This is a genomic window from Moraxella bovoculi, from assembly GCF_000988745.2.
Taxonomy (GTDB): domain Bacteria; phylum Pseudomonadota; class Gammaproteobacteria; order Pseudomonadales; family Moraxellaceae; genus Moraxella; species Moraxella bovoculi.
In genome coordinates, this window is the sequence record NZ_CP011381.2 from 1098460 (window position 1) to 1112113 (window position 13654).

General features: G+C 42.4%; 9 protein-coding genes and 2 pseudogenes. 5 read left to right on the plus strand and 6 right to left on the minus strand.

All coding sequences use genetic code 11. From position 1 onward, the window contains the following. Nucleotides 1-5: 5 nt before the first annotated feature. Genes AAX10_RS04925 through AAX10_RS04935 form a run of 3 tightly spaced genes read right to left on the minus strand, consistent with a single transcriptional unit; the run spans nucleotide 6 to nucleotide 4231 of the window. Nucleotides 6-755 carry a PP2C family protein-serine/threonine phosphatase gene (locus AAX10_RS04925; protein ID WP_046700013.1) on the minus strand — a complete coding sequence of 250 codons (750 nt, stop codon included), beginning with the start codon at nucleotides 753-755 and terminating at the stop codon, nucleotides 6-8. 54 nt (nucleotides 756-809) lie between these two features. Then, nucleotides 810-2885, minus strand: a complete 2076-nt coding sequence (locus AAX10_RS04930; protein WP_046700014.1) for a DUF262 domain-containing protein — start codon at nucleotides 2883-2885, stop codon at nucleotides 810-812. 11 nt (nucleotides 2886-2896) lie between these two features. Next, nucleotides 2897-4231, minus strand: a complete 1335-nt coding sequence (locus tag AAX10_RS04935) for a DUF262 domain-containing protein (RefSeq protein ID WP_080947050.1) — start codon at nucleotides 4229-4231, stop codon at nucleotides 2897-2899. A 539-nt stretch (nucleotides 4232-4770) separates the two neighbouring features. On the opposite strand from AAX10_RS04935, the pseudogene AAX10_RS04940 reads away from it, so the two are divergent. Beyond that, a pseudogene (locus tag AAX10_RS04940) lies at nucleotides 4771-5058 on the plus strand (transposase); the annotation flags it as partial. A 70-nt stretch (nucleotides 5059-5128) separates the two neighbouring features. Here AAX10_RS04940 and betA read toward each other — a convergent pair. Both betA and betB read right to left on the minus strand, forming a co-directional pair. Then, nucleotides 5129-6841: a choline dehydrogenase gene (gene betA, locus AAX10_RS04945; protein WP_046700015.1), complete on the minus strand. Its 1713-nt coding sequence runs from the start codon at nucleotides 6839-6841 to the stop codon at nucleotides 5129-5131. Between the two features lie 38 nt (nucleotides 6842-6879). Then, a complete protein-coding gene (betB, locus tag AAX10_RS04950) occupies nucleotides 6880-8397 on the minus strand; it encodes a betaine-aldehyde dehydrogenase (protein WP_046700016.1) in 1518 nt (505 codons plus the stop codon). Between the two features lie 320 nt (nucleotides 8398-8717). On the opposite strand from betB, the gene betT reads away from it, so the two are divergent. From betT to AAX10_RS10290, 3 genes and pseudogenes are all read left to right on the plus strand, one after another. Then, nucleotides 8718-10745, plus strand: a complete 2028-nt coding sequence (gene betT / locus AAX10_RS04955; RefSeq protein ID WP_046700017.1) for a choline BCCT transporter BetT — start codon at nucleotides 8718-8720, stop codon at nucleotides 10743-10745. Between the two features lie 115 nt (nucleotides 10746-10860). Continuing rightward, complete coding sequence (locus AAX10_RS10595; RefSeq protein ID WP_226997835.1) at nucleotides 10861-11145, plus strand: helix-turn-helix domain-containing protein; 285 nt, start codon at nucleotides 10861-10863, stop codon at nucleotides 11143-11145. 194 nt (nucleotides 11146-11339) lie between these two features. Beyond that, a pseudogene (locus tag AAX10_RS10290) lies at nucleotides 11340-11480 on the plus strand (IS3 family transposase); the annotation flags it as partial. Nucleotides 11481-11564: 84 nt separating this feature from the next. Here AAX10_RS10290 and fumC read toward each other — a convergent pair. After that, nucleotides 11565-12956, minus strand: a complete 1392-nt coding sequence (gene fumC, locus AAX10_RS04970) for a class II fumarate hydratase (RefSeq protein WP_046700018.1) — start codon at nucleotides 12954-12956, stop codon at nucleotides 11565-11567. Between the two features lie 132 nt (nucleotides 12957-13088). On the opposite strand from fumC, the gene AAX10_RS04975 reads away from it, so the two are divergent. Beyond that, nucleotides 13089-13652 carry a 5-formyltetrahydrofolate cyclo-ligase gene (locus AAX10_RS04975; protein ID WP_046700019.1) on the plus strand — a complete coding sequence of 188 codons (564 nt, stop codon included), beginning with the start codon at nucleotides 13089-13091 and terminating at the stop codon, nucleotides 13650-13652. The last annotated feature ends 2 nt before the right edge of the window (nucleotides 13653-13654 follow it).

Genomic DNA, 13654 nt, shown 5'->3' on the forward strand with positions numbered 1-13654 from the left:
AACACTCATGTCATGCATCGCACCACAACCAGACTGACGTTATCAAGCTGTGCCTTTGCTCCAGATTGTTTTAGCTGTTTGATGCTGTCATTTAGCCATTCTTTTAGTGGCAGATCTTTTGTTATTGGCAAAAAATTACCCTCCAACACATCACAAAAGCCATCACTAGATAAGAGCAAACACTCGCCCGCCTCTAGCTTGATCTTTTGATGACTAGCCATCGTTACTGCTGACTCATCACCCAATTCATCAACACAAAAATATCCTGTCAGCGCTCCATAACAGCTGGCATGATCACCGTCCTCTGCCAAATCCTGTGCTTTTAGTTCATTAATAAAGCTATGATCCTTTGTCAGGCAATGCCAACCATTACGATATAAATACGCCCGACTGTCGCCCAAATGCTTAATCATCACGCTGTCATTATCAGTGTAGGCACACACCAGCGTACTGCTACTGCCATCAAAGCCCGCCTTATCCGCCAACGTGTCATTTAGCCGATGTTGCAAACCATTAAAATCCACCGCCCCTTGCTCATCATACATAGTCTGCACAAGTTGAAGCAGCGTGCGTGATGTGATGTCTGACTTGGGGCTGACTGCCACGCCATCTGCCACCGCCACACAAAAATCATCGCATTCGCTAAGCGCTGAGATAACGCCCTTATGCTGATAAATCTTGGTATTGACAAGGACAGCGTCCTGTTGATATGGCATACCGCCACGCCAAGTTAGAGCTTGGATCTGGTAAGTCATGTTCTCTCCCAATAGCCCAAAAATGGGCTATTTTATAAGACGATAAATTATTATCTATGTAGAAATTTTCTCATTTAAAAGCTGAATCATTTTTTCACCGTGTTCTTGGATGGTGTTTTTATCCCACGCCTTATAGGTAAACATCAGCAATTGCTTGATGCTGACAGACTGATGACGAGCAACATTGTCTTTATAGCCTGACTTTTTTTCATCGGGCATTCTGTTGTTTAATGATGAATTTTGGCTATGATTGATTAAGCACAGATTGCCAAAATTATTAAGAATTTTTCCATTCTCATCATCATTGTCTGATAATTTTTCACCATTGATTGGATTTTGCGGATAATAATGCTCCACCGAATTTCTGGAAGTGAATTTAAATTCTTTTAAGAATTTTGATAAATCTACGCCTGTTTTAAAATTTTCATCATTTCGCCAACACCATCTGCCTTGCTTACGCCACAAAATATAATCCAAACGATTAAATATAAAGTTCTCCACAGCCGTGCCTGTATTTAGGAAAGCACATCTTTTATCATCATGACTTAAATTTAAAACCAAAACTTCTTGATTGTAAATAATATCAAAATATTCTTTTGAAAAATCATTCTGATAAAAGCGATTAAAATAAAATTTATCACACAACTGTTCCAAAAACTTAATATACTCATTGGCAGGCAGCTTAAATGCACAGCCATCCACCTCGTGTTTTTCCAGTTTTTTTCGACTTTCATCATTTAGCCATTTTAAATAGGCAAATAGCCAATATTTATAGTTTCTGGCTGGAAATGAGTAATGAAACATGGTTTGTAGCATAATAATTTTAGCGTTTTCTTCCGCAAAAGTATTTCTAAAATCATTTTTTTTATCTTTTTTGAGCCATTGATAAGTATAGATACACCAATCATCCTTGCTTTCATGCCCATCGTGTTTAATCACATAACGGTCAAATAATAAACGAATGTTTAGCAAATGTACGGTAAATTTTCTGATTTCATTTTGATTGTCATATAAACCTGATTTTTCAAACTGCGTATTTAGATTGCCTGCGTCTAAGCGATGTATATCAGCGTTAATGCAATTTTTATCTTTTAAGAATAAATACAAAACTTGCACTAATAAGTTAGGAAAATCAATAATAGAAGTAAAACGCTCCCCATCACCTTTTTGATTGTCATCACTACTAAAAATTATTTTCTTTTTTTGTAAAATATTCTCTAAAGTAGGCATATTTTCAGTTGAAACCGTACCACTTGATTCTATACTCTCTTGATTCTCTTTCGACTTATCATCAGTTTTTTTAGAATAAACCGTTTTATATTTATCTCGCAACTTGTTAAACTTATCCAATTGATAAAATGAAAAATATTCTCCTTCATCGGATTTTTTGCCACTTTCATCTATTTTATCATTGGGGAAAAATAAAGCGTCTCGCAATTTAGGCTCAAAAGACGACACCGCATAACGACTCATGTCCGAACAAGAATTCCAAATGGCAGAGAAAATCGCTCTGTCGTTATCATCTTTTAATTCACTCATCAATTTCGCCTTGATGATTTCGTGCTGTTCTAATTGCTCGCCACGATTGTTCATGCGTTCAAAATATTGATTTAAATCAGCGTTGTTGGGCAGTTCTACTTGCATGATTTGAACATTTTTCCAAATAGTTTGCCAGTAATCATCTGCGTTTCCATCTTTTATATCAAATAGACTGTCTTTATTCTTAATCAGATAACTATAAACTTTGGCAATTTGACTATCGCTATTTAATTCGCTTTGTTGTTTGATGATATTAAGCTCATCGCTTGAATTTTGGCGATGTTCAAAAGACAGATTTGATTTAAAAGAATGATTAAGAACCGATAAAATCAAAAACAGCGTGGTCAATCTTTGTTGCCCGTCAATGACTTCAAAAGCATTATCTGCACGCTTTTTAACCGTTAAAGCCCCAAGATAATAATTGTTGCCATCATGATTTTTGATGTCGTTAATCAACTGATTGACTTCTTCTATGTCCCACGCATAATTACGCTGATAAATGGGAATGACATAGCGATTATCGCCATCAAAAAGTTTTTTGACGGATAAATATTCAATTGCATTGCTATCATTGTTAGATTGGTTGGTCATTGTATTCTCCATTAGTTGCTAGTAAACTCTTTTAAAAAGGGCATTAAATACCCATCGGCGCTTTTAAAATCGTGCTTAACTTTTGCTATTCTAAAATTTAATATCTCATCGGCTCTTTGGGTAAGGCAAATGGTATGATATAGGCTATTTAGTTCGGTTTCCTCATCATCTTTATAACCAAAATCTTTCATGGCATAATTTTCAATGGTGGCAAACGAAATCCTAGTTTGGCTCAATCTTAGACAGTATACCCATTGGGCAATTTTTCTAACCGCTTGTTCAAGTTTATAATCGCCAAATTTATCATAATATGCCATGACCATAATACGAAACAGCGTAAATAGATAAAAATCGCCTACTCGTCCAGTATTGGTTTGCAAAGTTTTAAATAAAGGTTTAGGTTCTGTCCTTTCATCATCTTTGGCTTGAATGGTCATGCAGATTTTTTCATTATTTACCTTGCCATTGTCGCCAAACAGCTCATCATACAGGCAGCGATAATAAAAGATGTATTCAAAAAATCCATCGCCATCAATAAAGGTCATCGCCATATCATTGTACTGTGCTTGACCAAATGCACGATTTGGATAGCTTTTTTGTTCGTCTTTATTTAAGCCTTGAAAGGTATTGATGTTGTCTTTAATGAACTTTTCACCGTGTTGAAACTTTTTCCAACGGCGATGACGATACAAAATATCATTCATAATCAATTTTAGCGATATTGGGTGCGTTACCGCATGCTCCCATTCTGCAACGGTTGTATTTATTTTTAGATTGGATTCCCCTTGCATATGCCTTAAATGATACGCCTTTAACAAATCATAAGCTTCCAAACTTTTGCCACGAGAGTTTTGCGAATCAAAATACTGAAAGGCTTCGTCAATGTCGGTTAAAATAACAGTTGCAAAGGTACATTTGCCAAGGATAAAGTTCTTAAAACCATCACCAAGCCCCAAATCTGCCACATAGCTTTCTAGGTATTCATAATTTTGCTTGATATGCTCAACACTTTGGCTATGGTTAAATTTATTGTTAATAGAATTAGGTTCGCCAAATGGATTTTTATTGCCATTTAATACATACAACAATAAAAACAAGCTGGTCAGTCGCTGTTGCCCGTCTACGATGTCATATTCATCTTTACCTGCATCTTTATGCAAAACAATCACGCCCAAACGGCATTCTTGGGTTTTATCCTTTATAAAATAGGAGTAAATATCATCAACAAGCTGTTTGATGTGCTTGGTTTGCCATTTATAGGGGCGTTGGTAATCGGGAATGGTCAGCTTACGGTCAAACATCTTATTGACGGTTTCGATTCCAACTTCTACATTTCTTTCGGTCATAATAACTCCCTGGGATTGTATGGTTTTGGGGTTTGGCTATGCGGTACTTACTCGATAATAGGTATTATTGCATGTTACTACGATAACCCTATAAGGCTCTCCAGCCCCAAGTTTTTGCTGTTTTTTACTTATACATGCAGGACTTGACTACATCATCTCGCTCTAAAATTACACAAAAAACCGTTCTCCCTAAGCTATGTCTGTGAGTGAAGCGGTTTTTTGTTATGGGTAGGTATAGCTCACCACGGATGAAAAACCTTTGTTGTATTTTGAGCGGATTGACTATAAATATCTAGGTAAATGTATTTCTCAGACACGCTCCGTCTTGCAAAAAGTATCTTATTGAACAATGCCAATTATATTAAAGTTCAAATTTATTCTTGTCAAACAACAACTTTGCATAAAAAAATAAGGGCAATCACTGAACCGCACCCCAAAGCTCGCCACTCACACTGACCTTTGGGGTGCTTTCTATGGCAAAATACACAACCGACTTTAAACTGTCTGTAATAGCATATTATCTAAACTGTACCGGTACAGGTTGGCATTATCAAATGTTTCATTATCAACAAACCTTAAAGAACCATGGCATTACCCAAAGTATGTCAAGAAAGGGTAATTGTCTTGATAATGCAGTGATTGAAAGTTTCTTTGGGACATTAAAAGAAGAGATCTTTTATGAGCAAAGCAAATTTACAAGCCTTAATGAACTTAAAAAATTAATTGATGAGTATATACACTACTACAATTATGATAGAATAAAGACCAAACTAAAAGGACTAAGTCCTGTCAGATACAGAAACTTAGTCCTTAGTCAAACCACTTAGCTTTATTAACCTAACCTTTAATCTTGTGTCTAAGATTTGGGTCGGTTCATCACTCGCCCTTTATAAACCCCTAAAACATCATACTCGGGTTAAACGCTCGAACAGGCTCTTGTCTTAGCACATTGGGGTCGGCTTTGTAGTAACCTGCCGTTGATTTTGGCAATTTTTGCCCACGCATGACATCGGCGATTTTTTCCGCCATCATAATGGTAGTGGCATTTAGGTTACCTGTGATGATAAGGGGCATGATAGACGCGTCAACGACACGCAAGCCTTCTAAGCCATGTACACGCCCTTGTCCGTCCACCACCGCCATATCGTCCATGCCCATTTTACAACTACAAGACGGATGATAAGCGGTCTCGGCATGATTACGCACAAATTCATCAAGATCGGCATCGGTTTGGGCTTGACGGCTTGGGCTAATCTCACGCCCACGGTACTCATCCAAAGCAGGCTGGTGCATAATCTCACGAGTGATACGAATACCGTCTCTAAACTCTTGCCAGTCTTGCTCGTGCGACATATAATTAAACAAAATGCTGGGGTGGTCGTGGGGATTTAGCGATTTTAGGCGGATACGCCCACGAGACGGCGAACGCATGGAGCCAACGTGTGCTTGAAAACCATGCTCTTCTACGGCATTTGAGCCGTTGTAGTTAATGGCAACTGGCAAAAAGTGATACTGGATATTTGGCCATTCAAATTCAGGACGAGTTCGGATAAAGCCCCCTGCCTCAAACTGATTGCTTGCCCCAATGCCCGTTCCCAAGAACAGCCACTCTGCCCCAATGGCAGGTTGATTGTACCACTTTAGGGCAGGATACAGCGATACGGGTTTTTTGCATTCGTATTGTAGATACATCTCCAAATGGTCTTGCAAGTTCTCGCCCACCCCTGGTAAGTCATGCACAACAGGGATTTTAAATTCATCAAGCAAATTTTTTGCCCCAACGCCCGAACGCTGTAAAATCTGTGGAGATGCAATCGCCCCTGCCGAAAGTATCACTTCTCGCTTGGCATGGACGGTTGTGGGATTTGTGTCATTGCCTTGTAGATACTGCACGCCAATGGCACGCTTACCTGAAAATAGGATTTTGTCGGTTACGGCATGGGTTTTTATGGTGAGATTGGGGCGTGATTTTGCCATGTCTAGATAGCCCCGAGCCGTGCTAGAACGGCGTCCTTTTGGTGTAACCGTTCTGTCCATAGGTCCAAAACCTTCTTGCTGATAGCCGTTCAAATCATCAGTGCGTGGATAGCCTGCTTGCACGCCTGCTTCTACCATGGCATTAAACAGCACGTTACTACCAATTGCCGTGCCACGCTGTGAAGTTGTTACGCTCACAGGACCTGTGCCACCGTGATAGTCGTTTTCGCCCACATCACGGGTCTCGCTCTTTTTATAATAGGGCAAACAGTCAGCATAGCTCCAATCTTCTAGCCCGTCCATTTTTGCCCAATTGTCCAAATCCATGGCATTACCACGAATATAGCACATACCATTGATGAGCGATGAACCGCCAAGCCCCTTACCACGTCCGCACTCCATACGGCGATTATTCATATAAGGCTCAGGGTCGGTCAGATACGCCCAATTGTAGCGTTTGCCTTGCAAGGGGTACGCCAGTGCCGCAGGCATTTGCGTACGAAAATCCAAGCGATAATCAGGACCACCTGCTTCCAAAAGTAGCACGCTCACATCGCTGTCTTCTGTCAGACGCGTGGCAAGCACATTACCTGCCGAACCTGCACCGATGATGATATAGTCATATTCTGCCATGAGTATTTTCCTTGTGGTTTGATAAGTTTTGATTGATATTATTTAAAAATGGATTCAAATTTACCCATCTCCACCTGAATGGCTTTGACTTGGGTGTAATAATCCAGTGTCATCATCCCGTTTTCACGCCCAACACCTGATTGCTTATAGCCACCCACAGGCATTTTAGCGTCCGACTCGCCCCATGTATTGACCCAGCAAATGCCCGCTTGCAAGGCGTGGGTAATGCGATGAGCTTTATTTAAATCAGACGTAACCACGCCCCCTGCCAAGCCAAAAATCGTGTCATTGGCACGCTCTATCGCTTCATCTTCATCATCATAAGTCAAAATACTCATGACGGGTCCAAAAATCTCATCGGTAACAATACTCATCTCATCGGTGCAATCAGTAAAGACGGTCGGTAGCACAAACGCCCCCTTGGACAGCGACTCGCCATGCTCGACAAAATCATCCGCCACCGCACGTCGTCCACCAAACAGCACCGTTGCCCCTGCTTTTTTGCCCTGCTCCATATAATCAAGCACTCGCTCCATGTGGGCAAAGCTCACCAAAGGCCCCATGTTGGTTGTCCCATCAGTTGGGTTGCCCAAGCGAACTTTGGGCAGGCGTGCCAAAATGGCTTGTTCAAAGGCGTGTTTTTTGACACTTGGCACAAAAACTCGTGTGCCATTGGTACACACTTGTCCTGTGCTATAAAAGTTTGCCATCATCGCCACGTCCGCCGCCAGCTCAATGTCGGCATCATCACAAACAATCAAAGGCGACTTACCGCCAAGCTCCATGGTTACGTCTTTTAGTGATGATGCTCCTGCAAGGCTCATCACTTTTTTGCCTGTTGCCACCGAGCCTGTAAATGAGATTTTGGCAATGTCAGGGTGTTCGGTCAGATACACCCCCACATCACCACCACCTTGCACGACATTAAACACCCCGTCAGGCACGCCAGCTTGGGTATAAATCTCGGCAAGTTTTAGTGCGGTCAAAGGCGTAACTTCACTCGGCTTAAAAATCATGGCATTACCAGATGCCAAGGCAGGGGCGGATTTCCATAGGGCGATTTGAATGGGATAATTCCACGCCCCAATCCCTGCCACCACGCCAAGCGGTTCTCTTTGAGTATAAAAAAAGCTTCCTTCTTTGCCCGTGCGAAGTGGCACTTGCACTCCTTCAACGGCGGTGGCAAGCCCTGCATAATACTCCAAGACGTCCGCCCCTGTAACGATATCCACATGAGCGGTCTCACTGATTGCCTTGCCTGTGTCCGCCGTCTCAAGGCGTGCCAGCTCGTCGTTTTGTTCACGCAAAATTGCCACCGCTTTTAGCAGTATCCGAGAACGCTCCACCGCTGTCATGCTTGCCCAGATTTTTTGTCCTTCTTTGGCACTTTGTACCGCTTTATCCACGTCCGCTTTCGAAGCACTTTGCAGTTTGGCAAGCGTGTCTGCTGTAGCAGGATTGACCGTCTCAAAAAACTCCCCGCTACTGGCGGATGCATACTTTCCGCCGATGTATAGTGATGTTTGTTCTACGTTTGGTAGTGATGGCAATGCCATAACAAGACTCCTATATTTTTAAAAATTTATCATCAAAACTTATAAATTTTATTCAAAGGTTGATGAAACCAAAGAGATAGGTTATGATAACAAAAAATCACCTATAACGCAAATAATTGATTTTTAATGACTTTTTTGTTTAATTTGTGTAAAATGATTGTATATTTCAAATTGATTTTTGTAAACGTTTTGTAAATTTATTAGGTTTTTTAAAAACCATTTAGGGTGTGTTAAACCTTGATAACATTCTCATAAAATAAGATGAAAACTTAGTACGCCCTAGCAATTTTATATCATTAACGAACTTGGAAGGTAACACTATGGAAGATACCAAATCCAAAGACGGTCACCTAAACCGAACGGTGTTTATCTGTTCGGCGGTGATTATCGTCTTTTTTAGCTTATATACCATGATGTTTAATGACAGCGCGTCCGCCATTTTGGACGGTGTGCTGGCGTGGGTAAGTACCACTTTTGGTTGGTATTACTTTTTTGCCGCATCGGTGTATATCATTTTTGTGCTGTTTATCGCCTGCTCTCGCTATGGCAACATCAAGCTAGGTCCCAAGCACTCCCAACCCAAGTACAGTCTTTTGACGTGGTCGTCCATGCTGTTTGCCGCAGGGATTGGCATTGACATCATGTTTTTTTCGGTGGCAGAGCCTATCATGCAGTACATGAATCCGCCTGTTGGGGACGGTCAGACCACACAGGCGGCTCGTGAAGCCTTGATGTGGACGATTTTTCACTATGGACTGACAGGTTGGTGTATGTATGCGTTGGTGGGCATTGCCCTTGGCTATTTTACCTACCGCTACAATCTACCCCTAACCATTCGCTCGGCATTGTACCCCATGATTGGCAAAAAGATTGATGGACCTGCCGGTCATGCTGTGGACGTGGCGGCGATTTTGGGGACGATTTTTGGTATTGCCACCACTTGCGGTATCGGGGTTGTGCAATTAAACTACGGTCTGCACGTTATTTTTGATTTGCCTGAAAACTTACTTTGGCAAATTGTGCTTATCGCCCTAGCGGTCGCCATTACTATTGTGTCGGCAACCACAGGGGCATCCAAGGGCATCAAAATCCTATCGGAGCTTAACATTTATTTTGCCTTGGGACTTACCCTGTTTGTGCTGTTTTTGGGCAATACCGAATTTTTGCTAAACGCCATTGTCATGAACGTGGGCGACTATCTTAGCCGTTTTCCAACTTTGACACTAGACACTTTTGCCTACAACCAAACGCCCGAACAAAAACAATGGATTCAAGACTGGACGCTGTTCTTTTGGGCGTGGTGGATTGCGTGGTCACCTTTTGTGGGACTGTTTTTGGCTCAAATCTCAAAGGGTCGTACCATTCGTGAATTTGTCATCGGCACCTTGTCCATTCCCTTTGTGTTTACGCTTGCTTGGCTTTCAGTCATGGGCAACAGTGCCTTAAATGAAGTCTTAGGAGGCAACCTTGCCTTTGCCGAAAAGATCATCGCACGCCCTGAGATTGGTTTTTATGAGCTGTTATCCACTTATCCGTGGTTCTCGGTAACGGCAATCATCGCCTTTGTCTCAGGACTTTTGTTTTATGTAACATCGGCAGATTCTGGGGCGATCGTGCTTAGTAATTTTAGCTTTAAAAGCCAAAAAAACACCGACACACCCCCCATTTGGATACGCCTGTTCTGGGCGGTGGCAATCGGCATGCTGACCGCTGCCATGCTGATGACGGACGGTATCACCGCCCTACAAAAGGCGACTATTGTCATGGGCTTGCCATTTAGCTTTGTCATGTTTTTTGTCATGGTGGGGCTGTTTAAGTCGTTACGCCTTGAAGATTTTAGAGAAGAGATTACCAAAATCAATGCCGTACCTGTGGCAGGGGGCGTGGACGTGAGCGACTGGCAAAATCGTCTGCACCGCATTACCGCCTATCCTGACACCCCAGAGACAAAAGCGATGATGACAAATGTCTGCCTGCCTGCCCTAACTGACGTGGCGGACGCTCTACGCCAAAAGGGACTGTCGGTGCGGGTGGAATCGGTCGCCTTGGACAATGAGCCAAGCCTTATGCAACATATGCTGACCGTGGATTATAAGGACGAGTATAACTTCGTGTATGGCATCGTCCCCGTAAAATACCCTGTGCCAGAGCGTCCAACGGTTGATGATGGGCAAGAGTTTTATTATCGCTTGGAGACGTATTTGTTTGAAGGTTTGCAAGGCAATGATTTGTCAGGCTTTAACAGCGAGCAAGTCATCAATGATGTGCTTGACAAATACGAGCGTCATCGGGCGTTTTTGCACTTAAATCGTGAAACCCCTGGCAGCCGCCCTGTGTTTCCTAAGTGATTTATCCCAAAATAAAAGCGTGTCAAAAATGAACCGCACCCCAAAGCTTGCCACTCACACTGACCTCTGGGGTGCTTTCTATGGCAAAATACACAACCGACTTTAGCTGTCTGTAATAGCATATTATCTAAACGGACACAGTTACAAGCAAACCGCTAAACAGTTTAACCTATCCACAGACAGCATTGTTGAACACTGGGTCAAACTCTATCAAAAACATGGCATTGATGGTATTCAAAGACGAAGTACCAAAGCCATCTATGACACAGACTCTAAACTTAACGCAATCAAACAAATTCAAAATGGCAAATCCCTAACTCAGCTTTCCACAGAGCTCAATCTACCACAACCTGCTTTACTGTCAAACTGGTTAAAGTCTTCAAGCCAAACCAGACAATGAAAAAAGCGTTGATGACTTACTTGCTGAACTTGCCTATCTTAGAGCAGAAAACGACTACCTAAAAAGCTAGATGTCTTAATTCGTCAAAAGGAACAATTAAAGAACAAGTCCTAATTGTTCAAGAATTAAGGCATAAACACAAACTTAACAACCTACTGGCAATTTCAAACCTGCCAAGAAGTGTACCGGTACAAACCAACTTTACATCCATCAATGAACTCAAAACAACGATTGATGGGTACATTCATTATTACAATTATGATAGAATAAAGACCAAACTAAAAGGACTAAGTCCTGTCAGATACAGAAACTTAGTCCTTGGTCAAACCACTTAGCTTTATTGACCCAACCTTTAATCTTGTGTCTAAGATTTGGGTCGGTTCATCACTCGCCCTTATTTACATACCCTTGATTTTTGATTACTTCGGTGCAACCATGTCTTCTGGTCGTACCCATTCATCAAATTCTTGCTCGGTCAATAGCCCAAGCTCCACCGCCACTTGTTTCAAAGTTTTATTTTCTTTATAAGCGGTTTTGGCAATTTTGGCAGCATTTTCATAGCCTACATGACGGTTTAGGGCAGTTACCAGCATGAGTGAGTTATGTAAAAAATAATCAATCTTTTCACGATTTGGTTCAATGCCTACCGCACAGTTGTCATTAAAGCTGTTGCAAGCGTCCGCAAGCAGGCGAATGGATTGTAGTAGATTATAGCCGATGACAGGCATGAAGACATTAAGCTCAAAATTACCGCTCGCCCCTGCCATGCTTATCGTTACATCGTTGCCCATGACCTGAGCAACCACCATGGTCATGGCTTCTGACTGCGTGGGGTTTACTTTGCCTGGCATGATAGATGATCCTGGCTCATTCTCAGGAATGGTAATCTCGCCCAGACCACAACGAGGGCCGCTAGATAGCCAGCGGATGTCATTGGCGATTTTATTTAGGCTACCTGCCAAGGTTTTTAATGCTCCAGAGGCAAACACTTCAGCATCACGGCTTGCTAGAGCTTCAAATTTATTAGGAGCAGTGACAAAGGGCAAACCTGTCAATTCGCTAATTTTTTGGGCAGATTTGACGGCATAGTCAGGGTGGCTATTTAGCCCTGTGCCCACAGCAGTACCACCAAGGGGCAACTGATACAAGCCTTGCAAAGCGTTGTCAATTCTTACCAGTGCCAAATCAAGCTGCGCCACATAACCGCTAAATTCTTGCCCCAAGGTGAGCGGTGTGGCATCTTGCAAATGGGTGCGTCCGATTTTGACGATGCCTGCAAAGTCGGCAGACTTTTTGGTAAGCGTATCACGCAACGCCTTGACGGCAGGGATAAGTGAGCGGTTAATCTCAACCGCTGCCGCCACACGAATGGCGGTGGGGAAGCTGTCGTTGGTGGATTGGGCGTGGTTTACATGGTCGTTGGGGTGGACGGGCTTATAAGTGCCTTTTGGATTGCCTGCGATTTCATTGGCTCGGTTGGCGATGACTTCATTCATGTTCATATTGGACTGCGTGCCAGAGCCTGTTTGCCATACCACGAGCGGAAACTGGTCAGCAAGCCCGCCTGCAATCACCTCATCGGTGGCTTGTACAATTAAGTCTTTTTGGCTATTTTCAATACGTCCAAGCTCGGCATTGCTAATGGCAGCAGCTTTTTTGACGGTTGCCATAGCGACAATGAGTGGACGTGGCAGGGTCTCGCCCCCGATTTTAAAATTATCACGGCTACGCTGAGTTTGAGCTCCAAAATAGGCATTGGCAGGGACTTGCACTTCGCCCATGGTGTCTTTTTCAATACGAAATTCGGTCATAAATTTTCCTTGTGTGGTGGATAAAAACTGCTAAAATGTTGATGTTACTATAACACCATCAAAAACAATTTTCAATCATAAATCATTCTCATTATTAAATGATAAAATTTATAATACCAATTGGAAAAACTCATGGATAACGCCTTATTAAGAAAAAAAATTCGCCGACAAAGAAGAGATCTTACCACCAAGCAACGACAGTTTGCCGCCCTATCAGCAAGTTTATATTTGTCCAAGCTATTACCTTATTTGCCCAAAAATGCCAAGATTGGGCTGTATTTGGACGATTTTGGCGAATTGCCCACCGCACCGATTTTGGCATTTTGTCAAAAGCATGGTTTTACGCCGTTTTTACCCATTACCATTAAGAATAAGCCTTTACGCTTTACCCCTGTGTTTTTGCCATTAGCCAAAACACCCCTAAAACGCCACAAACTTGGCATGAAAGAACCCTTTGCCAGATATGGCATAAGTGCAGATAACATGGACATGATTATTTGCCCGCTTGTGGCTGTGGATAAGTGTGGCAATCGACTTGGCATGGGAGGTGGATTTTATGACCGCACCTTTGCCCGCTTTCATGGCTTAAAAGTGGGTTGGTGCTATCATTTTCAAGTTGTTGAAAATTTAATGGTTAACGAGTGGGATAAGGGCGTAGATATGGTGATAACCGATAAAGGTGTCCTGCGATTTTGATG